This window comes from Azospirillum sp. Marseille-Q6669, from assembly GCF_965111635.1.
The window spans coordinates 1,203,150-1,225,779 of the sequence record NZ_CBCOOP010000002.1 but is presented as its reverse complement, the minus strand read 5'-3'; the positions used below and the strand labels follow the sequence as shown (position 1 = coordinate 1,225,779).

The 22,630-nt window shown below is 68.9% G+C and carries 21 protein-coding genes and 2 tRNA genes; 9 read left to right on the top strand and 14 right to left on the bottom strand.

Going from position 1 to position 22,630, the window contains the following annotated elements:
* Nucleotides 1-103: 103 nt before the first annotated feature.
* Nucleotides 104-1,963, top strand: a complete 1,860-nt coding sequence (locus tag ACWPXE_RS17090; RefSeq protein WP_454018753.1) for a sensor histidine kinase — start codon at nucleotides 104-106, stop codon at nucleotides 1,961-1,963.
* Nucleotides 1,964-2,076: 113 nt separating this feature from the next.
* Here the strand turns inward: ACWPXE_RS17090 and ACWPXE_RS17085 are convergent, their stop codons facing one another.
* Nucleotides 2,077-2,538, bottom strand: a complete 462-nt coding sequence (locus ACWPXE_RS17085; protein ID WP_014241011.1) for an Hsp20 family protein — start codon at nucleotides 2,536-2,538, stop codon at nucleotides 2,077-2,079.
* 279 nt (nucleotides 2,539-2,817) lie between these two features.
* Here ACWPXE_RS17085 and ACWPXE_RS17080 point away from each other — a divergent pair, with 279 nt between their 5' ends.
* Nucleotides 2,818-3,225, top strand: coding sequence for a DUF1465 family protein (locus ACWPXE_RS17080; protein ID WP_454018752.1), 408 nt, complete (start codon nucleotides 2,818-2,820; stop codon nucleotides 3,223-3,225).
* 83 nt (nucleotides 3,226-3,308) lie between these two features.
* Here ACWPXE_RS17080 and rpmE read toward each other — a convergent pair whose 3' ends face one another.
* Nucleotides 3,309-3,533 carry a 50S ribosomal protein L31 gene (gene rpmE, locus ACWPXE_RS17075; RefSeq protein WP_014241009.1) on the bottom strand — a complete coding sequence of 75 codons (225 nt, stop codon included), beginning with the start codon at nucleotides 3,531-3,533 and terminating at the stop codon, nucleotides 3,309-3,311.
* A 335-nt stretch (nucleotides 3,534-3,868) separates the two neighbouring features.
* On the opposite strand from rpmE, the gene ACWPXE_RS17070 reads away from it, so the two are divergent.
* Nucleotides 3,869-5,701 carry an ABC transporter transmembrane domain-containing protein gene (locus ACWPXE_RS17070; RefSeq protein WP_454018751.1) on the top strand — a complete coding sequence of 611 codons (1,833 nt, stop codon included), beginning with the start codon at nucleotides 3,869-3,871 and terminating at the stop codon, nucleotides 5,699-5,701.
* Nucleotides 5,702-5,765: 64 nt separating this feature from the next.
* A complete protein-coding gene (locus tag ACWPXE_RS17065; protein WP_454018750.1) occupies nucleotides 5,766-6,563 on the top strand; it encodes a DUF2243 domain-containing protein in 798 nt (265 codons plus the stop codon).
* A 15-nt stretch (nucleotides 6,564-6,578) separates the two neighbouring features.
* Here ACWPXE_RS17065 and ACWPXE_RS17060 read toward each other — a convergent pair whose 3' ends face one another.
* Entirely contained in the window at nucleotides 6,579-8,105 is a 1,527-nt protein-coding gene (locus ACWPXE_RS17060) for a class I SAM-dependent methyltransferase (RefSeq protein WP_454018749.1), read from the bottom strand.
* A 279-nt stretch (nucleotides 8,106-8,384) separates the two neighbouring features.
* Between ACWPXE_RS17060 and ACWPXE_RS17055 the strand changes: the two genes are divergently transcribed.
* Nucleotides 8,385-8,460, top strand: a tRNA-Lys gene (locus ACWPXE_RS17055).
* A 76-nt stretch (nucleotides 8,461-8,536) separates the two neighbouring features.
* Nucleotides 8,537-8,612 (top strand) — tRNA-Lys (locus ACWPXE_RS17050).
* Nucleotides 8,613-8,698: 86 nt separating this feature from the next.
* Here the strand turns inward: ACWPXE_RS17050 and ACWPXE_RS17045 are convergent.
* The 7 genes from ACWPXE_RS17045 to ACWPXE_RS17015 form a co-directional block, all read right to left on the bottom strand.
* A complete protein-coding gene (locus ACWPXE_RS17045; protein WP_454018748.1) occupies nucleotides 8,699-9,154 on the bottom strand; it encodes a MaoC family dehydratase in 456 nt (151 codons plus the stop codon).
* 235 nt (nucleotides 9,155-9,389) lie between these two features.
* Nucleotides 9,390-9,713 carry a CtrA inhibitor SciP gene (gene sciP / locus ACWPXE_RS17040; protein WP_051657784.1) on the bottom strand — a complete coding sequence of 108 codons (324 nt, stop codon included), beginning with the start codon at nucleotides 9,711-9,713 and terminating at the stop codon, nucleotides 9,390-9,392.
* A 214-nt stretch (nucleotides 9,714-9,927) separates the two neighbouring features.
* Nucleotides 9,928-10,656 (bottom strand): flagellar hook assembly protein FlgD, encoded by a 729-nt coding sequence (locus ACWPXE_RS17035; protein ID WP_454018747.1) that lies wholly within the window; start codon nucleotides 10,654-10,656, stop codon nucleotides 9,928-9,930.
* 40 nt (nucleotides 10,657-10,696) lie between these two features.
* Nucleotides 10,697-12,727, bottom strand: coding sequence for a flagellar hook-length control protein FliK (locus ACWPXE_RS17030; protein WP_454018746.1), 2,031 nt, complete (start codon nucleotides 12,725-12,727; stop codon nucleotides 10,697-10,699).
* A 227-nt stretch (nucleotides 12,728-12,954) separates the two neighbouring features.
* On the bottom strand, nucleotides 12,955-13,470 hold the full coding sequence (locus ACWPXE_RS17025; protein ID WP_237903182.1) for a flagellar basal-body protein: 516 nt from the start codon (nucleotides 13,468-13,470) through the stop codon (nucleotides 12,955-12,957).
* The gene (locus ACWPXE_RS17020; protein ID WP_454018745.1) at nucleotides 13,463-13,858 is read right to left on the bottom strand and encodes a rod-binding protein; all 396 of its coding nucleotides are present in this window, start codon (nucleotides 13,856-13,858) and stop codon (nucleotides 13,463-13,465) included. Before ACWPXE_RS17020 ends, ACWPXE_RS17025 begins: the two co-directional genes overlap by 8 nt.
* On the bottom strand, nucleotides 13,858-15,030 hold the full coding sequence (locus tag ACWPXE_RS17015; protein WP_454018744.1) for a flagellar basal body P-ring protein FlgI: 1,173 nt from the start codon (nucleotides 15,028-15,030) through the stop codon (nucleotides 13,858-13,860). The genes ACWPXE_RS17020 and ACWPXE_RS17015 overlap by 1 nt, the downstream gene beginning before the upstream one ends.
* Nucleotides 15,031-15,282: 252 nt before the next feature.
* On the opposite strand from ACWPXE_RS17015, the gene ACWPXE_RS17010 reads away from it, so the two are divergent.
* On the top strand, nucleotides 15,283-15,699 hold the full coding sequence (locus ACWPXE_RS17010) for a flagellar assembly protein FliX (protein ID WP_014240995.1): 417 nt from the start codon (nucleotides 15,283-15,285) through the stop codon (nucleotides 15,697-15,699).
* A gap of 189 nt (nucleotides 15,700-15,888) precedes the next feature.
* Nucleotides 15,889-16,308: an RNA polymerase-binding protein DksA gene (dksA, locus tag ACWPXE_RS17005; protein WP_035675009.1), complete on the top strand. Its 420-nt coding sequence runs from the start codon at nucleotides 15,889-15,891 to the stop codon at nucleotides 16,306-16,308.
* A gap of 69 nt (nucleotides 16,309-16,377) precedes the next feature.
* On the opposite strand, the gene ACWPXE_RS17000 is transcribed toward dksA, so the two are convergent.
* Nucleotides 16,378-18,996, bottom strand: a complete 2,619-nt coding sequence (locus tag ACWPXE_RS17000; protein ID WP_454018743.1) for a tetratricopeptide repeat protein — start codon at nucleotides 18,994-18,996, stop codon at nucleotides 16,378-16,380.
* Between the two features lie 518 nt (nucleotides 18,997-19,514).
* On the opposite strand from ACWPXE_RS17000, the gene ACWPXE_RS16995 reads away from it, so the two are divergent.
* On the top strand, nucleotides 19,515-20,024 hold the full coding sequence (locus ACWPXE_RS16995; RefSeq protein ID WP_454018742.1) for a hypothetical protein: 510 nt from the start codon (nucleotides 19,515-19,517) through the stop codon (nucleotides 20,022-20,024).
* A gap of 172 nt (nucleotides 20,025-20,196) precedes the next feature.
* Here ACWPXE_RS16995 and flgH read toward each other — a convergent pair whose 3' ends face one another.
* Genes flgH through flgG form a run of 3 tightly spaced genes read right to left on the bottom strand, consistent with a single transcriptional unit; the run spans nucleotide 20,197 to nucleotide 22,608 of the window.
* Complete coding sequence (gene flgH, locus ACWPXE_RS16990; protein WP_454018741.1) at nucleotides 20,197-20,982, bottom strand: flagellar basal body L-ring protein FlgH; 786 nt, start codon at nucleotides 20,980-20,982, stop codon at nucleotides 20,197-20,199.
* A gap of 13 nt (nucleotides 20,983-20,995) precedes the next feature.
* Entirely contained in the window at nucleotides 20,996-21,778 is a 783-nt protein-coding gene (flgA, locus tag ACWPXE_RS16985; RefSeq protein ID WP_454018740.1) for a flagellar basal body P-ring formation chaperone FlgA, read from the bottom strand.
* Between the two features lie 44 nt (nucleotides 21,779-21,822).
* The gene (gene flgG / locus ACWPXE_RS16980; protein ID WP_145626373.1) at nucleotides 21,823-22,608 is read right to left on the bottom strand and encodes a flagellar basal-body rod protein FlgG; all 786 of its coding nucleotides are present in this window, start codon (nucleotides 22,606-22,608) and stop codon (nucleotides 21,823-21,825) included.
* Nucleotides 22,609-22,630: the final 22 nt, after the last annotated feature.

Here is a 22,630-nt window from a genome sequence, read left to right as displayed (position 1 = left end):
ACGTCATGAATCGTTAACGGATTGTCGTCTTACTGTTCTGCGTTGGAGCGGCGATGCGGAATGGTGTTCTGTGCGGAGTCTTGAGCGGTATGTTCATGCCCTGATGGCCAAAGCCGGCGATATCGTCGCCGTGCTGTCGTCGGACGGTCGGTTCATCGATGTGGGAGGCGCATGCCTTCGCGTGCTTGGCACCCCTCCGGAGGCGCTGCTGGGGACGCCCGTGCTCGAACGCGTGCATCCGGACGACCGGGAGGGGGCTGTCCGACGTCTCGCCCGCTGCGGCCATGGGGCATCCGTCGAGGATGGCGGTCCGTTCCTCTGCCGGGTGCGCCACGCGGCGGGCGGGTGGCGCCATATGGAGACGACGGCGTTCAACCGGCCGGACGATCCCAAAGTCCGGGAAATCGTCATCCACGCCCGTGACGTGACCGACCGGGTGGAGACCGAACAGCGGCTGCGGGCGAGCGAAGCGCTCTACCAGACGCTGGCCCGCTCCGCCCCGGTCGGCATTTTCCAGACGGATCGGGACGGCGGCATTGTCTTCGCCAACCCGCGCTTTGCAGCCATTGCCGGGTTGTCTTCCGATGCCCTGTCCGGCCATGCCTGGCGTGCGTCGCTGCATCCGGACGACCGCACGCGGTTGGAGGCGGATTGGGCCCAGGCCGTGGCAGCGGGGCTGCCGGTTCTGCTGAATCTGCGGTTCTGCGCGACCGACGGCACGGTCACCTTCGCCCTGTGTCAGGGCTCGCCGCTGACCGATGCGGACGGGCGGGTGCAGGGCTGCGTCGGCACGCTGACCGACATGACCGAATACGTGCGGACCGCCGATGCCCTGCTGATGGCGGAGGCCCGGACCAACGCCATCGTGGACGCTGCCGCCGATGCCATCGTCACCATGGACGGGGAGGGCATCGTCCACAGCTTCAACCCGGCGGCGGAGGCGATGTTCGGCATCCCGGCGGCGGACATGCTGTGGAGCCGGATCGACCGGCTGATCCCGGACATGGTTGGTCTGCTTCAGGATGGCGGGCTGGCCGTCTATCAGCCCGGCGGCGAAGCTCATGGCGCCGGGGCCGTACGGGAGGCCGTGGCGGTGCGGGGCGGTGACGGCGATCGCTTCCCCATCGAAGTGTCGGTGAGCGCGGTCGAGACGGGCGGGCGTCGCGTCTTCACCGGCATCATCCGCGACATCACCGCGCGCAAGCGGAGCGAAAGCGACCTGATCGCGGCAAAGGAAGCCGCCGAGTCGGCGGACCGCGCCAAATCGACCTTCCTCCAGGTCATGAGCCACGAACTGCGGACCCCGCTGAACGCGGTCATCGGCTTCGCCCAGGTGATCGAGATGCGGCTGCTCGGGACGGGGGAGGTCGACCGTTACATCGACTATGCCGGGTCGATCCGCCAATCCGGCGAGCATCTGCTGGCGATCATCGACGATATCCTGGACATCACGACCATCGAGGCCGGCGGGCTGCGGCTGAACGAAACTCCCGTCGAACCGTCCGCCCTGGTGGGTGAGGCGCTGAACCTCGTTGCCATCCAGTCGGGCAAGCGCGGCGTGCCGATCCGCATCGATCTGGAGGATGGCCTGCCGATGCTGTTCGGCGACGCGCTTCGCCTGCGGCAGGTGCTGGTGAACCTGCTGTCGAACGCCGTGAAATTCTCCAATCCCGGCGAATCCGCCGTCGTCCGCGCGCGCCGCGGGGGCGATGGCGGGGTCGAATTGTCGGTGACGGACACTGGCATCGGCATCGCGGCGGAGGATCTGCCGACGGCGATGACTCCCTTCGCCCAGGTCGACCAGTCGATGGCGCGGCGCTACGAGGGAATGGGCCTTGGCCTGTCCATCTCGAAACGGCTGGTCGAGGCGCATGGCGGCACACTGCGCATCGACAGCGCGCCGGGGCAGGGGACCACGGTGACCGTGGCCTTGCCGCCGAGCCGGAAAATGGCCGACGCATGACGGGAGCGGCGACGGTCCGCTGCTAACGCAAAAACGGCGCCCCGGTTTTCCGGGGCGCCCTGTCAATGCATCATGCGTCGACGCGTGATGCGCTGCTGCGTGATGCCTTGCGGTTACGCAGCCTGCTGGGTCAGCGCGGGCTTCGCCGTGCCGGTGGTGCCGATCTGGATGGTCCGCGGCTTCATCGTTTCCGGCACCTCGCGCACCAGATCGATATGGAGCAGCCCGTTCAGCAGATTGGCGTTGCCCACCTTGATGAAGTCGGCAAGCTGAAAGCGGCGCTCGAAAGCGCGGCCGGCAATACCCCGGTAGAGGAATTGGCCGGTCTCCTGTTCCTTCTTAGCTTTCCCTGTGACCACCAGAGAGTTCTGCTGAGCGGTGATCTCCAGATCCTCCGGGCCAAAGCCGGCGACGGCCATGGTGATCCGGTAAGCATCGTCGCCCGTCTTCTCGATGTTGTAGGGCGGGTAGGACGCGGCGGCCTCGTCGCCGGTCATCGCGTTTTCCAGGAGACGCGAGAGGCGGTCGAACCCGACGGTCGAACGGAACAGGGGCGAAAGGTCGTAGGAGCGCATGACATATCCTCCAAAAGAGCGATACAGCGATCGGGGACCACGATCATCGTCGGTCCCTCGGCTTGCGGATCCGGCGAACCCCAACTGGGCGTCCGCCGATACCGCGACAGATAAGCGAGCGTTCTTCCCGTTCAAGAGGACGCTTTTCGAAATTCACCGGACCGCGCCGTCTCCGGCCACAAGGCGGAAGGCGGGGGTCCACATCCACAAACCGATTGTTAATCAGTTGCGGCGAGGCTCGGAATCGGGCCATCCGGCCGCGGGAGGGGTACGGCCGTGATGGAAACACCGACCTTCTTCAACGGGACTTATGATGAGACGATGGCGTTGCTGATCGAGGCGCGCAATTACATCGCCTATCATGATGCCGCCAGCCATCGGGCGCTGCCGCCCCATGTCCGGCTTCAGATCTCGTACGAATCGATGCGGGTGACCAGCCGTCTGACCCAGGTCATGGCTTGGCTGCTGGCGCAGAAGGCCGTCCATGCCGGGGAAATGAGCCGCGAGCAGGCGGCGAGCGAGGATTTCGCCCTGTCGGGAGGGGACATCTGCACCGATCCCTCCGGCCCCGACAACGAGCAGCTTCCGGAAGGCCTGCGCAGCCTTCTGGAGCGCAGCCACCGGCTCTACATGCGCGTCGCCCGGCTGGACGAGCGCGCCCGCGACGCGGTGGCTCTGGCCGGCTGACGGCCAGCGTTCTCAAAAGCGGCAAACGCGAAAAGGGCGCCCGGCGAACCGGACGCCCCTTTTCGTTTTGCGGACGAAGAAGATTACTTCTTCAGGCCGAAGCTCGCGAAGCGCTTGTTGAACTTGGCGATCTGGCCGCCCGTGTCCAGCAGCTTCTGCACGCCGGTCCAAGCCGGGTGCGACTTCGGGTCGATGTCGAGGCGCAGCGTATCGCCCGGCTTGCCCATCGTGGAGCGGGTCTTGAACGTGCTGCCGTCGGTCATCACCACGTTGATCTCGTGGTAGTCGGGATGGATATCAGTCTTCATGGCCGGGGTTCCTGCAAAGCGAGCGCGGTCTATAGCAAAGCATGCGGCATGATGCAACCGCGTTCCTGCGCCGGAAAGGCGGGTGGTTCCGAACCACCGCCGCTTCGCTGTGCATCCCCCATCCTTCACCCTGGAGACACCGGGGCACAGAGGATTCGAGCGCTTTCGGAAGGCGCCGGCCGCGGCGGGATCTCCGCGTCTTCGTGACTGTATGGTTCAAACGTGTGGCCACACCATACCTTGTTCATAGGCCCACCCCTTGCTATATGCCGGGTTTGCCCCCGTGCACCGCCTGCACATCGTCCTGCCGCCCGTCCTGCCGCTGGGGAGCCCCGGTGTCCCGTCATTCCTCGAAGTCCGATCCGGTGTCCGAAGGGGCGCCTTCCTCCGCGTCGCGCCGCCGCAACCTGTCGCCGCTGCGCCGGCTGTTTCCCTTCCTGTGGCCATACCGGCTGCAAATCCTGGGTGCCATGCTGGCCCTGACCGTGGCCGCCGGGACCGTCCTGGGGCTGGGGCAGGGGATGCGCGTCCTGGTGGACCAGGGCTTCGTCGCGGGCGATTCGGCGCTGCTCGACCGGGCGCTCCTGGTTCTGCTGGTGGTCATCGTGCTGATGGCCGCCTCGACCTTCGGCCGCTTCTATCTGGTGAGCTGGATCGGCGAGCGGGTGGTGGCCGACATCCGCCGCGCCGTCTACAGCCATGTGGTGAAGCTCTCCCCCGGCTTCTTCGAGACCACCAAGACCGGCGAGATCCTGACGCGCCTGACCACCGACACCGAGGTGCTTCAGACCGTGGTCGGCTCCTCCGTCTCGATCGCGCTGCGCAACATGCTGATGTTCGTGGGCGGCACGGCGATGCTGCTGGTGACCTCGCCGAAGCTGGCGGGGCTGGTGTTCCTGGGTGTGCCGGTGGTCATTCTGCCGATCATCATTTTGGGGCGGCGGGTGCGCGCCCTGTCGCGGGCCAGTCAGGACAAGATCGCCGACCTCGGCTCCTTCGTGGAGGAGACGCTGGGCGCCATCCGCACGATGCAGGCCTACACGCACGAGACCATCGACCGCAGCCTGTTCGGGGCGCGGGTGGAGGACGCCTTCGCCACCGCCCGGCGGCGGGTGACGGTGCGCGCCATCATGACGATGATCGTCATCGTGCTGGTGTTCGGTTCGGTCGGCCTCATCCTGTGGATCGGCGGGCATGACGTGCTGGCCGGGCGGTTGACCGTGGGGCAGCTCTCGGCCTTCGTCATCTATTCGGTGGTCGTCGCCGGTTCGGTCGGGGCGATCAGCGAGGTGGCCGGCGACCTTCAGCGCGCCGCCGGCGCCACGGAGCGGCTGTTCGACCTGCTGGACACCGAACCGGAAATCCGCGCCCCGGCCAACCCGCGCGCCCTGCCGCAACCGGCGCAGGGGGCACTGTCGTTCCGCGACGTGCGTTTCCATTACCCGTCGCGCCCGGACTGGGCGGCGCTGAAGGAATTCTCCCTGGAGATCGAGCCGGGCGAGACGGTGGCCCTGGTCGGCCCGTCGGGCTCCGGCAAATCCACGGTGTTCCAGCTTCTGCTGCGCTTCTACGATCCGCAGGCCGGAGCGGTCACCCTGGACGGGGTGGACGTCCGCGACGCCGACCCGGTGGAGGTGCGGCGGCGGCTCGGCCTCGTGGCGCAGGACCCGGTGGTCTTCTCCGCCAACGCCTGGGAGAACATCCGCTACGGGCGTCCGGACGCCAGCGACGCGGAGGTGCTCGCCGCCGCCGAGGCGGCCCACGCGTTGGAGTTCCTGCAAGCGTTGCCCGAGGGGCTGGACACGTTCCTGGGCGAGAAGGGCGTGCGGCTGTCGGGCGGCCAGCGCCAGCGCCTGTCCATCGCGCGCGCCATCCTGCGCGACCCGCCGGTCCTTCTGCTCGACGAGGCGACCAGCGCGCTCGACGCGGAGAGCGAGCGCATGGTCCAGGATGCGCTGGACAAGCTGATGACCCGGCGCACCACCATCATCATTGCCCACCGTCTGGCGACCGTCTTGAACGCCGACCGGATCGTGGTGATGGAGCAGGGGCGCGTCGTCGCGACCGGGCGCCATGCCGATCTGGTTCGCGAGGGCGGCCTCTACGCCCGCCTTGCGGCGCTCCAGTTCGACCGTGCGGCGGACGAGGCCGGTTTGGTCGGGAGCTGAGGAGCCCGCCGCCGTTCGGGTGCCGGGTGCGGAACCCGTTCGCGCTTGCGGCGGTTGTCGGGCCATGTCCACCGACACGACTCATCTTCCTTCACCGGCACGGGCGGCAACGGGGCTCCCCTGGGCGGGATACCTGCTGGGCTTCGCGCTGGGCGGCTTCTTCGACGGAATTCTGCTGCATCAGGTGCTGCAATGGCATCATCTGCTGTCGGCGGTGGAGTCCTCCTCCGTACGGGATATCCGCGTCCAGATCCTGGCGGACGGCCTGTTTCACGCGGCGATGTACATCGTCGCGGCAGGTGGTCTGTGGCTGCTGTGGCGGAGCCGGCGCCGCTTCGCCGAGCCGGGGGCGGACCGCCTGATGTTCGCCAACGCGCTGATCGGGTTCGGCGTCTGGCACATCCTCGACGGCGTTCTGTCCCATTGGCTCCTCGGCATCCACCGCATTCGCATGGACTCGGCGACCCCCCTGCTCTGGGACCTGCTGTGGTTCGTCGTCTTCGGCGTCGCCGTCGTCGCGGCGGGCTGGCGGTTGCGGCGCGGCGGGGGAGGAGGCAGCGGTGGCCGCCCCGCCCCGGTCGCCCTGACGCTGGCGGTTCTGATCGCCGGGCCGGTCGCCGCCCTTCCGCCGCCGGGCGTGACCACGGTGATGGTGCTGTTCCAGCCCGGCACGACGGCGGTGGACGTGTTCGCCGCCGTCGCGGCGGTGGACGGGCGGACGGTCTGGCAGGACCCCTCCGGACAGCTCTGGGCCATTGACCTGGGTGAGGAGGGCAATCCGACGGCGCTGTACCGGCACGGCGCCCTGCTGGTCAGCAACACGCTGCTGCCGACCGGCTGCCTCGACTGGTTCCGAACCTGACGCGGCGCTTCCCGGTCACGCCACGCCGAGGCGGCGCAGCGTTGGCAGGCGCAGGCGGGTGAAGCGGTCGAACCGGGCGCGCAGTTCCGCCACGTTCGCCTCCTCCCCGTCGAGCCGGGTTCCATCGCGCGACAGGGCGAGCCCATCCGCCGACAGAGTCTCCCAGGCGGTCGCCGCGGGGTCGGTGCCGGTGCGCCGGGCCAGCAGGAACAGCGCCTCCAACCGTGACACCGCGACACCGGAGCCGAGGACGGGCGACGCCAGTGTGTCCAGCGTGTCGTCCCGGCGGTTTCGCTCCAGAATCGCGGCGTTGAAGCGGCCGGCCTGGAGTGCGCGCGCCGCCTGACCGGCCTCGGGCAGGGCGGGCGCCACCAGCGCCAGGCTGGTCAGGATCATCAGGGCGCGCAGCACGGCCTCCTCGCCGTGGCGGACGAGGGTGGGGAGGGCGGCCAACTCCGCCAGCGTGGGCGTGCCGGCGGCCAGCGCCTCGGCCAGCGGGCCGTGCAGGTCCTGCGGAAGGGGCACGCGCCCGACCGGGGCCAGGATCACCTCCGGCAGATCGTCGGGCGGCACCAGAAGGGCGAAGCGGGTGGCGCGCAGCCGGTCCCGCCGTTCCGCCGCGGTCAGCCGCTCGGCACCTTTCACGAACAGGTCGCGGCGGAAGGCGCGGTTGGTCAGCAGGTCGCGCAGCGTCTCGCGGTAGGCCGGGTCGCGCGCCTCGGCCAGCAAGGGCAGGGCATCCGGCGGCAGGGACAGCTCGTCCATCTGCTCCATCGGGACGGCGGGGCCGGCGAAGTCCAGCTTGGCTGCCGCCAGCTCCCGCGCCACGTCGGCGTGGTAGAAGGCCGTCCAGTCGCGGTTCAGATATTCATGGGCGATGTAGTTGGGCGATTTGCGCTTCAGCGAGTCCAGCCGCGCCGGCAGCGCGTCGGCCTGGGCGAACCAGCCGGCGTTGAGGGCGGTGAGGCGGCTGGCGAAGGCCACGGCCTCCTCGATCCGCTCCGGCAGCGGGCCGGTGCGGTCGGCGCAATGCTCGACCAGGACGCGGCGCAGCGGCATGTAGGCGAGCGTGCCGGGCAGGGCGTTGTAGCTGACGAAGACCAGCCCGCCGGGCTTCAGCCGCCGCTTCAGCAACTCCACCAGGATCGCCCGGTTCTCCGCGCTGACCCAGGACCAGACGCCGTGCAGCGTCACGATGTCCAGGTCCTTGGCCCCATCCTGGGCGTATTCGGCGAAGCTCTCCTCCCGGAAGGCGGCGTTGCCCAGCCCGGCCTCGGCGGCGAGGCGCTGGGCGCCAGCGATGTGGCCGGGGTTGAAGTCGACCGCCTCGAACCGGGCGTCGGGATGGCAGCCGGCCAGGACGGCGCTGCTCACCCCATGGCCGCAGCCGATCTCCGCGCAGGCGAAGGACCCGGCGAAGTCCATCGGGGGGCGCCAGCCGCGCAGGGTCAGCGCGAAGGACAGCAGCGCCGGCGACAGCTCCCGGTAGAAGGCGTGGATATAGCCGATCCCGCCCACATAGCCCTCGGTCCAGCCCAGCATCGTCTCCACTCCTTCCGTCCGCTGGGGAAGGGTGATAGCGCCGGGCTTGGCTGGCTGTCAAAGAAGGCGGATACAAGGGTGAATGCGGAGCCGGAACGAGCCCCGCAAAAAAATGCGATCCTATCCATTTTGGTATCGACAAGCCCAGGACCCTTCGTTATAAACCGCGCCACACCGGCCGGGACGACGGCTTGGCCGGACAGGAACCCTAGTCGATACGGTCAGGCACCACCTGACGCAGAGACGAAGGCTCCGGTGCCGGTGTGAACGAGAAGTGATGGGCGCATAGCTCAGTTGGTAGAGCAGCTGACTCTTAATCAGCGGGTCCAAGGTTCGAGTCCTTGTGCGCCCACCATCACTTTCCGGATCGAAAGGGATCGTTCCCAGGACCCCTTTCACGCCGCCGGGTGTTTCGGTGCCCGGATGGGAATGGGCGCATAGCTCAGTTGGTAGAGCAGCTGACTCTTAATCAGCGGGTCCAAGGTTCGAGTCCTTGTGCGCCCACCATTCCCAAGACAACGGTACGACAGCGATGCACACAAAAAGGCCGCCCTCGGGCGGCCCTTTGTGCGTTTGAGGCTCCGCTTGCGCCGTCACTCCGGAGCAGTGCCGGGGCGGCGGGGGACGAGCAGATTCGCGGTCATCTGCTGAACTATCTCGCCGTCCTGGTTGAGGGTGGTGGTGCGCACGCGGGCGATGCCGCGATCGGGGCGCTTGGCCGACACGCGGACCTCCAGAATCTCGCTCTCGATGCGCAGCACGTCGCCGGGGCGGGTGGGCTTGGGCCAGCGGACGTCCTCCACCCCCATCCCGACGAAGCCGCCGGCGAGTGCGCCGTCTCCCGTGACGATCATCCGCATGGTCAGCCCGGCGGTGTGCCAGCCACTCGCCGCCAGTCCACCGAAGACGCTGCCCTGCGCCGCCTCGGGGTCGAGGTGGAAGGGCTGCGGGTCGAACTGCCGCGCGAAGGCGACGATGTCCTCCTCCGTCACGGTCACCGGGCCGCCGGTGAAGCGGTCGCCGGGGGTCAGGTCGTCAAGATAGCGCATCGGTCTGTGAACTCCCGTGGCCGGTTGCCTCGTCGCTTTGCGTTAACCTCTGCAGGGCGGGAACGAAAGCGATACCTGCCACGTAAAAATTGCAAAGCAGCCGGGACGCAAAATGTCGGGGCAGAAAACGCCCGTCTGGAAAACGCCCGCCGGGAAAGCGCCGGGACACAAAACAACGACGCCGCAGGGCGGGCCTGCGGCGGTCTGGTCCGGGCGGACGGCGAGCAGGAATCGCTTATTCGGCGGCGGTGCTGGCCATCCGGCTGCGCACGGATGGCGGCGGCTGGTTTCCACGATAGTCCTGCAGCCGCGTGGCGCGCAGGCCCCGCATGCCGTGGCTGTCGATCAGCCGTTGCCAGGACAGGAATTCCTCCACGGACAGGGTGTAGCGGCGGCATGCCTCCTCAAGGCTGATCAGCCCCGAGCGCACGCCGGCCACGACCTCCGCCTTGCGCCGCATCACCCAGCGCTTGGTGTCCGGAGGGGGAAGATCATTTTCTGTCATCGGCCGTCCTGCTGGACCGATGACCGACGCTCCACTGGAGCCATCGTCGCTCATTTCAAGCTCGCGAGATGACATGCGCGGACGCTCCACCATCAGCAGTGTATTCCACGATTTGGTGGTAACCTACCCCTTCTCCGCTTAACAAAAGCCTAAACGATAGGGTTAATGTTTTAAGCATAAAAGGCATGGTGCATAGGCCCATCCGGACCCATGCCCATGCCTTTTTCCATGCGTTTGGACGATGCCTATGGGGGTGAGGGCGAAACCCTCAGTACACCTTGGAAAGCTTGGACAGCGGAACCTCGACGCTGCCCACGGACATCACCGTTTCGCCGTCCTTGTTGGACCCGATGCCGCTGACCGTGCCGAAGGTGAAGGGGGTTGCCTTGATGATGTCGTCCTTCTTCTCCGACACCGGGGCGATGTTCAGGCGGTACTGGCCCGGCTGGACGGCGTTGCCGCCGTCGTCCTTGAAGTCCCAGTTCACGACATGCTTGGTGCCGGCGGCGGTCTCGCCGGTCATCGACCGGACGATGCGGTTCTTGCTGTCCAGGATGTCGACGCGCACGGATTTGGCGGACTTCTCCAACTCGTAGGCCAGCGGGGCCGCCGTCATGCCCTGGGTGTAGTCGAAGCTGTCGCCCTCGAAGGTGACGGTGCGGCCCAGATAGGCGAGGTTGGTCGAGTTGGTCGAGGCGTTCTGCAGCTTCAGCAGCTTGTCCAGGCGGCTGTTGGTCCCGATGTTCTGCTCCACGTTCGCGAAATCGACCAGCTGCTTGGTCATGTCGTTCGTGTCCATGGGTTTCAGCGGGTCCTGGTTCTGCATCTGCGTGGTCAGCAGCTTCAGGAAATGCTCAAAATTGTCGCCCAGCCCCTTCACCGCGGTGTCGAGCTTCTGCTCGTCGGCGGTCTTGGTGGTCTTGGTGGAGGTGTCGGTCTTCGTCTTGGTCTGGTTCGTGTTCCAGCTGCTGCCGTAGTCGGTGTTGGTGGTGGCCATGGTCGTCGTCCTTCGCTGGAATGGCTGCAGCTGCTCTGAATCAGGCTTGGATGTCGACGCGGCCCGGGGCCAGCGTCAGGGTGTAGGCGGCCTGCGCATCCTCCACCTCGCCCGTGCCGCCACCGAGGCCGCGGCCCCGCCGGCCCGAGCCGCCTTGCCGTCCCGAATCCTGGAACGATTGGCCGCCTTCGCCGCGCAGGCTGAAGTTGAGGCTGTTGCTGTCCGCCTTCAGCCCAGCGTCTTGCAAGGCACGTTCCAGATTGCGGCTGTCCCGCTGGAGCAGTTCGAGGGTCTGGGCCTTTTCCACGGCGACCGACGCGGTGACCCGCCCGTCCTGGCCGATTTCCAACTTGATGTCGATGCGGCCCAGCTCGGCGGGGCGCAGATTGATGGTGAATTGGTCGTTGCCGTCCGACACGTTCTTGCTGATGTGGACCGCCACCTGATCCTGCACGCCCATCGGCAGGCCGGCGGAGCCGCGGGACGGGCGAAGCTGGGCGGTGGTCAGCCCCGCTTCCACGCCGCTCGCCGTGTGCACGCCCTCGATCCCGGCGAAGACCGGATGCGTGGGGGTGGTGGGGTGAGGCGCGCCGTCGGCCGGCGGCGGCGCGTCCGCGGCGGCCGCTGCGGCAGCGTTCAGGAACGCGCTTTGCCCGGCAGGCTTTGCCGGGTCGGCAACCGGTGCCTGGGGGGCCGGCGGCTGCGTCAGGGCGGCGTTGCCGCTCGGGTCCTGGTTGCCGCGGTTGCCGGCGTTTGCTCCGGCCTCGCCGTCCGCTCCGGTCCGGGTCGCGCTCTTTGCCTTGGCCGCGGCGAGTTCGGTCAGCGATTGCGGCAGCGGCGCACTGTCGTCGTTCGGCAGGTCGGCAATGGGCAGGGCGCCGGGGGACAGCGCGTCGGCGGTCGCCGCCGGCTTGTCCTTGGCGGCGGCGTCCTTTGCCTCGGCGTGGGGTGCGGGAATGTCGGCCTGCGGGCCGCCCGGCGGGACGACCGGCGCCGGCACGGCGTCCGCCATCGTCAGGGGCGCTTCCGCGGCCGGCTTGGCCGCCGCGGCGGCCTTGACGGACTCGTCGGAGGTGAGCTTGACCTTGCCATCCTGATGAAGGGCGGCGGCCAAAGCCGCATCGGCAGCGGTCTGGACGGCGGAAGGAGCGTCCCCATTGTCCGGAGTCGGAGCATCGGGTGATGTGGGGTCGACCGGGGCCGTCGCCTCGACCGCACCGTCATCCGTCGTCGTGTTCGCCGCTTCGTCATCCGGCGTGCCGATGGCAACCGGGGCGACGGCCAGCGCCAGGGCGGCATCGATGTCGGTCAGGGTGGTGGACTGGTCGGTGGTCACCAGCTCCACGGTGGTCTCGGTCACGGTAACGGTCAGATCGATGATCACAGCCTCGCCGTTCCCGTCCTCCGCGGGCTGATTGCCGGGACCATCCTGTGTGGCGCCGTCATCCATCGTGCCGTCGGTCTGGTCCGGCGGAACCTCCTCCGCCGTGTCGGTCCGGACGGTGGCCTCGGCGAGCGCCGGCTGTGCGGCGGTATCGTCCCGCGCCGTCTTGGCGCCGGCGGCCTTCGCATCCTTTGTCGCCTCCTTCGCCGCGGCGTGGCTTGCGGCGGCGGTCTCGCGCCGCTCGGTGCGCGCCGCGTGTGCGTCATCGCCGGCCTTGGCCGCGTCGGACGCGCGGGCGTCCTTGCGTTCGGCGGCGCGTTCGGCGGAGCGCTGTGCTGTGGCCTGGGTGGTGGCTTCGGAGGACTGGCGCGGCTTGGCCGGCTCCGCGCGGATGGGTTCGGGGCGGGGCGGCGGGCTGCGCTCCGCGGCCTTGCGCTCCGCGGCCCGGTTGGCGGCGTCCCGGTTGGCGGCGGCCTGATCGGCGGCACTCGCCGCGGCGTTGCGCCGATCCTGGGCCGCACTCTCCGCCTGGGCCTGATCGCGCTTGCGGGTGGAGGCCTCGCTGATCAGCCGGTCCATCATCGAGGCGAACTTGTCGCTTCGCGGGGCCGTGTTCTGGCTGGAGGAGGTCTGGCCCCGGACCAGGCTTTCGAACGCGGAGGGCGCGGAGTTCGTTTGGATGGCCATGGAACGGATTCCCCGAAGCGGACAGGTGCACCCCATCCAGAAGCAACTAACGGGCCAGTCTCAGGCCGGTGCTGGCGGGTCCGATCGCGATCCCGCGCCCGGCAGTTCCGTCCGCCGGGCGGCAAATTCCGCCGGGTGGCCGGCGCTTCTTGCCGGACCCGCAAAAACCGAAGGGCCGCCCGGTCGGACGGCCCTTGCTGCGGGTTGGGGTGATGCCGGGGGAGGCCTCAGAGACGGGTGTTCAGAGTGGCGGAGGTGGACGGCCCGTGACTCGGCGTGACGTAGGTCGCGCGGGGCGGAACCGGGGCGGTGCCGTAGGCGGGGGTGGTGGTCTGCCGGGCGCGGTTGATGGCACCGACCACGGTGTCCACCAGGATCTTCTGCGCCGCGCTGTTCCGCCGAAGCGCGTCGGCGTTGGCGGCGGACGCCTCGTACAGGCCACGCGTGGCCTCGCGCAGCTGGGCCTTGGCCTCGTCGGGCAGGGCGGCCATGCCCTCGCGGTCCACGCGCAGCAGGCGCGACACCTCCTCGTAGACCAGCATCATCGGCTGTTTCTCGCGCCCCAGCCGGGCCAGCTCGGCGCTGGTGCAGTGCCGCATCACGGCTTCGGTCTCGCGCGCCAGATGGACGCTCAGCCGGTTCATCAGCTCGACCAGAGCGGCGGCGCGCTCCTCCGCGTTCTTGGGCAGATTGGCGGCGGGAGCCTTGGACGGCTGCGGGAAACGGACGTCGACCTTATCCATGGTTGCCCTCCTGTGCGCGCAGAAGCTCGCGATAAACCTGATCGGCGATGCCGAACCCGCCGCTGCGGGACACCTGCTTGCCGTATTCGTTGGTCAGCATGGAGCGGAACATCTCCTCGGCATGGCCGCCGCCGAAGTTTTGGTCCACTTCGATCCCGTCGAGCATGTGGCCCAGCATCTGGGAGACGAAGACGCTCTCGAATTCGTTCGCGGACTGGCGGATCTTGGCGCGGATCGCCGGGTCCACCCTGCTTTCCGCGCTTTTGGGATCGACCAGATCGGTGCGCACCGCCGTCCGGAAGCTCGCCAGGGCGCCGTTCTGGGCGCGCTCGGCGGCCGCGGGCAGGCGCGGAGGCGGAAGGCCGGGAAGGGAAAGCGTCGTATCCATCAGATCACCTCGATCTCCGCCTGCAGGGCTCCGGCGGCCTTGATCGACTGAAGGATGGCGATCATGTCCCGGGGCCCCACGCCAAGCGCATTCAAGGATTGTACCAACTCCTGGAGCGTCACCCCGGAATTCATCACGGCGAGGCGGTTGTTGGACTGGTCGTCCACCTGGATGTCGGTGCGCGGCACCACGGCGGTCTCGCCCTGGCTGAAGGGGCCGGGCTGGCTGACCTGCGGCGTCTCGGTGACGCGGATCGTCAGGTTGCCCTGGGCGATGGCGACGGTGGAGATGCGGACGTTCTCGCCCATCACGATCACGCCGGACTTCTCGTCCACCACCACGCGGGCGACCTGATCGGGGGTGACGCGGAGCTGCTCGATCTCGGTGATCAGGCCGACGATGTCGCCGCGCCGGGCCTCCGGCACGCTCAGCAGGACCGAGGAGGGGTCGGTGGCCTGCGCGCGATTGCCGCGGAGCTGGATGTTGATGGCGGTCGCCACGCGCTGGGCCGTCGTGAAGTCCGGGTTGCGCAGCGACAGGCGCAGCACCGGCAACTCGGCCAGCGAGAACTGGATCTCGCGCTCGACGATGGCGCCCGAGGAGATGCGGCCCGAGGTGGGGACGCCGCGGGTCACGCTGGTCCCCTGGCCCTGCGCGGAGAAGCCCGACACCGCGATCGGCCCCTGGGCCACGGCGTAGACCTCGCCGTCGGCGCCCAACAGCGGGGTGACCAGCAGCGTGCCGCCGAGCAGGCTCTTCGAATCGCCCATCGCCGACACGGTGGCGTCGATGCGCGTGCCCTGGGCGGAGTAGGGCGGCAGGGTCGCCGTCACCATCACCGCCGCCACGTTCTTGGTGCGCAGGTTGGTGCCGCGGGTGTTGACGCCCATCCGCTCCAGCATGCCGACCAGGCTCTGCTCGGTGAAGGGCGAGTTGTTGAGGCTGTCGCCCGTGCCGTTCAGGCCGACCACCAGGCCGTAGCCGATCAGCATGTTGTCGCGCACGCCCTCGACGTCCACCACGTCCTTGATCCGCGCCGACGAGGCCGAGGCCGGCGCCGACAACGCGAGCAGCGCCGCGGCCAGCGCGGCCAGCATCGCGACCGCGCGCAGCAGGACGGCGGCGCGGGGCGCATGGCGCAGGGCGGCACGGGGCAGGGCGGTGGCGGTCATGGCGGGGACACTCCTCAACGGCTGTCCCTTCTTATACAAACGGCGTGCCAGAGCTGCGGATGGCAGGCAAAGCGCAGGATCGGCAAGGGGAAGCGGCGGCGCCGGATGAAAAGGCCGGAAATTGGCACCGCGTCCGACCGCTTTATGTCACGGAAGCAGGGCAATTTTTACCCGATTGCGGCAAACCTTGACCGGATGTTAAGGTGCTTCCATCTAGAGTGTCGCGCTTTTCCGAAACCGGTTGCACGGAACATGAAAGTCGAAGGCCCCGGAAAACTTCGCGGCAGCAGCTCGGTCCGGCGCACGGGGAAAGCCGAAGGCTCGTCCGGTGCGTCCTTTTCCAAGCAGCTCGTCGGCGAGACCAACACCGCGCAGGGCGTCCACGCCGCGGCGCCGCTGGCCGGCATCGCCAGCGTGCTGGCGTTGCAGGAGGTGGACGACGCCACGGCCCGTGCGTCGCGTGGCAAGATGCGCGCCGAGGAGATGCTCGACAAGCTGGAGGAGATCCAGCACGGGCTTCTCGCCGGCACGCTTCCGGCACAGAAGCTGATGGACCTCGTGAAGGTGGTGCAGTCGCGCCGCGTCCATGTGGACGATCCGCGGCTGGCCGACATTCTTGACCAGATCGATCTGCGCGCCCAGGTCGAGCTTGCGAAGCTCACCCCCTGAGCGCGGTTTCCGGCCATAGGACCGGCTTTTCGGCATCGGCCGTACGGCCATCGCCGAACCTTTCACAAAACTTTGCTTCTCCAAGGGCTTGTTCGCGCTTCGATAGGCGAAGCGCAGGGTTGCGGTTGCCGATGCGCCTACCTATACTCCGCGCCGCCCGGATCACCCTTTTGCGTTGGATGCTCTCGGATGTCGTCTCCGCTTCTGCCTAAGAACTACACCCCGTCGGAAGACGAGGAGTTCATGAATCCCGTGATGCGGGAATATTTCCGCCAGAAGCTGCTGCGCTGGCGCGCGGAGCTGCTGGCTGAATCCAGCGAGACCCTGAGCAGCCTTCAGGAAGGCGGCATCCAGGAACCGGACATCGCCGACCGCGCGTCGGCGGAGACCGACCGCGCGTTGGAACTCCGCACCCGTGACCGCGAGCGCAAGCTGATCTCCAAGATCGACGCGGCGCTGGAGCGGTTGCAGGATGGGTCCTACGGCTACTGCGAGGAAACGGGGGAGCCCATCTCCGTCCGCCGCCTCGACGCCCGCCCCATCGCGACGCTGAGCCTGGAAGCCCAGGAGCGGCACGAGCGCATGGAGCGCACCCAGCGCGACGACTGACGCGGCGGCTATCCTCGCTGTCTCGGTCTCGGGCAAGCCCCCTCCGATCCCGGCGGGGGCTCTCGTCCGTCAGGAGTTGCCGTCGCGGCGGTGGATCACCGCCAGACCGGCCATGCGCTCCGCCCCGACCAGTTCGCTGAGGCTGTCGTACAGCTCCACGCGGCCCATCCCCGATTCGAGGGCGCGGCACTCCGCCGCCGTGATGTGCGGGCTGTCGATCCGGCCGTTTTCCATGAATCCGCGCAGGACATCGAGCGTGAGACGGTCCTCGGGGCGCTCGACGTCGGGGGGCTGCCAGTTCAGATCCTCGATGACGTAAACCCCGCCGGGGCGCAGCCGTCCGAACAGGGCGGCCAGCGTCATCTGCTGATGGCGCGAGGCGTGCGAGCCGTCATCGAGGACGATGTCGAATGGGCCGTCCTCCTCAGCCACGCGCCGCAGGCCCGCGGCGTCGCCCTGGTCGACGCGCCGGGTCGTCACCCGCCCGTCGTCGAAAGCCGAAAAGTCTTCGATGTCCGCGCCGATGAGGACGGCGTTCGGGAAATAGCGCTCCCACATGCGCAGGCTCGGCACGTCGTCCTGCTTCCAGCCCTCGACCCGGCCGCGGCAGAGGCCGATCTCCAGGATGCGCAGAGCCTCGAACCGCCGCGGTGAGAACAGCGCGTCATAGACCCGCGTGTAGTGATGCCCCAGCCGCTCGCTGCCCAGGCGGGGGCCCTTGTCGGAATGAAAGCGCATGGCGAGGGCCGACAGGGAGGCGTCAGTATCGTGCAGGGCGGCCAGCCGGCCCAGCACCGACTCCGCGTCGGCGTCCTCCGCCGGAGGGCCGCCGGGACCCCACATGCCGTTCCACAAATGCACGCCGGCGACCCGCTCGTCCGACAACAGGGCCAGCGCCCGTCCGCCGGGTTCGGCCAGCCAGGAATGCTCCGTCCAGTCGACGGCGTTGAAGACCGTCGGGGGCAGCACGCGGTCCAGCAGATCCCGGCCCGGCCCGGTCAGCACGTAGCGGCTGAGCAGCAGCGGGCCGACCGCGCCGAAGCGGCGGTCGCTGCCGCTCATCAGGATGCGCATCGACTCCTCGAACAGCCGGCGCATGTGGACCGAGCCCCGCGGCGCGCGGATGGCGTCGCCGACCAGGGTGTGGCCGGCGTCCAGGCCGTGCCATTGCGAGCAGAACACGTGGCCGGTGCCGAAACTCAGCGGCTTCAGCAGGACGACGTCGGTGTCCAGCCACCAGCCGCCGAAGGCGTGCAGGGCGGCGTAGCGGAAGATGTCGCTGAAATAGCGGATCTCGGCGCTGCGGACGCACAGGTCGTAGACATGGTGCGGCACCACCGTTCCGGCGTCCTCCACCCGCACGCCATCCGGCACCCGGCCGAGCAGGGCGGGGTCGCCGTAGCTGTACAGATGCACCGGGTGCCCCTGCGCCACCATGGAGCGCAGCGCCAGCCGTGCCCCGGCGTTCAGGGGCGCCCCCGACCAGAAGGTGGTGATGCGGTCACGGGTCTCGGTGTCGTGGTGGCGGACGCGCAGATGCGGGTTGAAACTCCGTGCCGCGGCGTTCCGGCGCTCGGGATGGGAGGCTTCGGCCAGGAAGGGCATGGCCGCGGCGGTCGCCCGGATCAGCGCGTCCAGATCGTTGTCGCCGGCCGGCGCGGAGCCGTTCGCCAGGCGGCGCATCCGGCGGTGCAGAAGGCCGGCGGCGAACGGGTCGCCCCGCCGGCTCCGCAGGACCGACAGGGTGGCCAGGGCGCCCTCCGCCGCCGGGTCGAGTGCGAGGGCGCGCCGGCCGTCGGCTTCGGCCGACTCCGTGCCACCGGCGTCCATCCGGCAGACCGCCCGCGCGCTCCAGCCCGCGGAGTCGGCGGGAGCGCGCTCCAGATGGGCGGTGTAGAGCGCGTCGGCTTCCGCAAGGCGCCCTTGGCGCAGGCGGGTGGCGGCGAGGTTGCACAGCGGCTCGGGCCGCTGCGGTTCGAGCGCCCGCGCCCAGCCTAGCCGCCGGGCGGCTTTGTCGGGATCATCCCCGCTGTCCGGCGCGCGGGCCAGGATTCCGAAGAAGGCTGGGGACAGCGCCAGGGCGCGGCGTCGCGCGGCTTCGGCCCCGCGGACGTCTCCCGACCGTGCACGGGCATCGGCCAGATGGTACCAGGATTCCAGTGCGGTGGAGTCGGCCCGGACCGCGCCTTCCAGGACGATCGCCGCTTCCGCCGCGTCGCCGCCGGCCAGCAACAACCGGCCGAGATGGGTGGCGGCGCGGACGTTGCCGCCGTCGGAAGTGCCGTCCGACATCAGGGCCGTCCGGTAGGCCTCCCGCGCCTCCGCGTGGCGTCCAAGCCGCTCCAGTATGATTCCGGCGTTGAGCGCGGCGTCGGACAGAGCGGGGTCCAACCGCGCGGCCTCGCGGTAGTCGGCGATCGCGCCCTCCAGGTCGCCGGCTTCCTGACGGGCCATGGCGCGGTGCCGATGCAGGTCGGCTCCCGGCGCGCGGGCCAGCGCCTCGCCGAGCAGGGCTGCGGCTTCGGCGAAGAGCCCGGCCTGCGCGTGAATGATGCCCAGCAAATGCCAGGCGGTTGCCTGATCCGGGTCGGCATCGAGGATGCGCCGGCACAGAATCTCCGCCTCCGCCGGACGTCCAGCCTGATGGTGGTCGAGCGCGATGGTCAGCGCTTCTTGAATGGTTGCCATGACGCCAGTGGTCTTCAACCGCATGGCCTTGTCAACAGGAGAGTGCCGGGGACGGAGGGGAGCCCGGAGTCGCCGCGTTCCGGCCATGGAATGAGAAATGGGCGGCCTGCCCCTCTGTCGGAGCTTGGTTCGCTCGGGCCGGCCGCGAGCCCGCTGCAAGGAGCCGTCAACCTACCGGCCCCGGCCGGTTCCGGCCAGCCGGGGAAACGGGCTGCCACTCCCTGTCGCTCCCCCTATCGAACGAGGGACGTCGGCCGATGGCCGCCTCGCCCTTCGGCGTGACGCTTCCGCGCATCCCGCCGCAAACCCGGCTCGGCCGCCCACAAGCCCATGGTGCAGGTTGTCAGAACGGCCTGTTGACGGTGAAATGGACATCCTGAAGCGGATCGAGACATTGCAGGCCCTGGTCCGTGAGACGCAGACGAGAAGGAAGCGTCTGCTGGACCGATCCTATGAACGTCTGTGTTCTGCCGAAAAGGCGTTGGAAGGGTCTCACCGCCTGCTGAAAGGGAAGCCCCATGACCCAGACGCATCATCCGGTGAATCGCCCTGAGGCGCGGAGTGCCGATGCGGAGGATTGGCGTTGCCGCAGCGAGGCTCGGCGCAGCAAGGCCGAAGAGGCCCGGGTCGGGGCGGAGCGGTTGCGTGTGGAGGCCGAAGAGGAACGGTCCGCGAACTTCCACCGCCATGTCGAGGAGGAGGGCGCGCGACTCATGGCGGAAGAGGGGCGGATCACCGGCGAGGCGCAGCGGCAGGAAGCCGAGGAAACGCGAGCGCTGGATGAGGAAGCGCGCCGATCCGCCGAGGTGGCCAGGCTTGCGGCGGAGGACGCGCGACGCGTCGGGGAAGAGGCGCGGTTTCTCCATGAGGCCACCCGGCGTTACGCCGAGAAAGCCCGACTTCATGCCGAGCACGCGCGTGCCGACGCAGAGTGCACACGGGCGGCGAACGAGGAACAGCGCCAAATCCTGGAGGAGATGCGGGACACCGTCCGGCGTTACGAGGCTCTTCTGGCTCGGAACGGGTGACGGGGTGCCAACGGGGGGGCAAGAACGGAGCGGCAGATCCATCCGGGCGGCAGAAACTTCCCGGCCAAGCGCGTGCGAGCCGGCTGCGGTTCCCCGCAGCCGGCCGGAAGGGGGCGCCGCCCCCTTCCGTGCTGGTCGCTGGCGCGTTTCGGTCCTGGTCCCCGAAACGTCTTCAGAAGGGCATGATGATGTCGAAGAGCTGTTGGCCGTAACGCGGCTGCTGCACGTCGGTGATCTGTCCGCGTCCACCGTAGGAGATGCGGGCCTCGGCGACCTTCTCGTAGCTGATGGTGTTCTGCGCGGTGATGTCCTCCGGCCGGATCACGCCGGTGATGATCAGGTCACGCACTTCGTAGTTCACCCGGACCTCCTGCCGGCCCTGGATGACCATGTTGCCGTTGGGCAGGGACTGGGTGACCAGGGCGGCCACCTTCAGGGTGATCTGCTCCTTGCGGTTGATGGCGCCCTTGCCGTCGTTGGAGGTCGAGCTTGAAAGGTCCAGCAAGCTGTCGGCGCTCACCCCGTCGGGCAGCGCGCGTTGCAGGGCCTTGCCCTCGAAGCCGAGGAAGCTCGGCATACCGGCCTTCTCGGAGTTGCCGCGGGTGCGGGTGGTCTGGTTGTTGAGCTGGGCCTGGTCGTTGATCTGGATGTCGACGGTCAGCAGGTCGCCGACCTTGGCGGCGCGCTGGTCCTTGAAGAAGGCCTTGGCGCCGGTCCGCCACAGTGAGTTCGGGTTGCGCTCCGTCGGCAGGGGGGTGGGCATCGGCAGGCTGACCGGCTGGTAGCCGGGCTGGGCCTGCGGGTCCTTGATCTTGGTGAGTTCCGGAGCGGAGCCGATGTCCGCCACGCGCGACATGGCGTTGCAGGCGGGCAGGCCGGCGGCGACGGCGGCGAGCAGCGCGAAGCGGAACGCCGTGCGGACCGTGTGCCTGGGGGCGGTCGTCTTGAGGGCGGGCATGGGAGCTTTCTCCTTACTTCGCGATGACGCCGGGCTTTGCCACGGCGACGATGTTGGGGCCCGCGACCGTCGCTTCGAGGATGCGGTTCGATTGGGTGTTGACGACGCGGATCACGTCGCCCCGGCCGCCGTCCTGCAGGGCCTTGCCCTGGACCGACAGGGTCAGGTTCTCGGTGGCCAGCGTGATGGTGACCAGCGCGCCCTTGTCCACCACCCGCGGCGACTGCAGGTCGCGCAGACGCACGGGCTGGTTCACGGGAACGCCGCGGCGCGGCGTCAGGCCGATGAGCTGGGCGTCGGTGGCGGCGATGTCGCTGCCGGCGAGGTCGACGCGCACATCCTGCCAATCCACGTCGCCGGGGCCGATCACATCGCCGGGCGCGATGCGCCGCGACAGCACCGGCACCTGGACCACGCCATAGGCGCGGCCCGACACCGGAAGGCGCACGACCGGGCGGGTGTCGGCCACGATCATCTCCGCGGCGAAGCGGCCCTGCACCGGGTTGTAGTAGAGGTTCTCCACCGTCAGGCTGCCGGCGCCCGCCGGGGCGCGCAGCTCCATCGCCCGGTTGTCCAGCTCCATCTGCAGGCGCCCCGTGGTGATCTGGCGGGACAGCGCGTCGGACAGCACCGCCTCGACATGGGCCGGGCTGTAGACCACCGCTTGCGCCGCTGCCGCCGAGGCGCCGCCGTCCATCGTCTGGGCGAGGGCCGTGTGGGCAAAGACCGTCTGTCCGCCGACAAGGGTGGCGGCGAGAAGGGCGGTGCCGAGGATGCGCAGGGCGGGGCGGGACATGGCGGGGATTCCTTGCAAAGACGAGCCTTACGGCGGTGCCTGGATCAGCGGAGCTGCGAAGCCTGCTGCATCATCTCGTCGGTGGTCTTGATGACCTTGGAATTCATCTCGTAGGCGCGCTGGGCGGAGATCAGGGTGGTGATCTCCTGCACGATGTTGACGTTGGAGGTCTCCAGGGCGCCCTGCACCACGCGGCCGAAGCCGGGAGCGCCGGGGTTGCCGCCGACCGCCTCGCCCGACGCGCCGGTCTGCAGGAACAGATTGTCGCCGACCGCTTCCAGACCCGCCGCGTTGGCGAAGGTGGCGAGCTGGATCTGCCCGACATTCTGCTGGGCGACCTGGCCGTCCAGCTTCACCATCACCTCGCCCGAGGCGTTGATGGCGACGTCCACCGCTTCCGCCGGGATGGTGATGGCCGGCTGCACCGGATAGCCGTCGGCGGTGACGATGATGCCCTCCGGCGACAGCTTGAAATTGCCGGCGCGGGTGTAGGCCGTGTCGCCGCTGGGGAGCTGCACCTGGAAATAGCCGGAGCCGTTGATGGCGACGTCCAGCTTGTTGTCGGTGACGGTCAGGTTGCCCTGCTCCAGCACGCGGGCCACCGCGGCGACGCGCACGCCGGCGCCCACCTGCACACCGGTCGGCACGATGGTGCCGGCGTCCGACGAGGTGGAGCCGATGCGGCGGAAGTTCTGGTACAGCAGGTCCTGGAACTCGGCCCGCTGCTTCTTGAAGCCGGTCGTCGTCGCGTTGGCGATGTTGTTCGAGATGGTTTCGACGTTCAGCTGCTGGGCGATCATGCCGGTGGCGCCGATGGCGAGGCTGCGCATGGTTCTTGCTCCTTTACGCGGT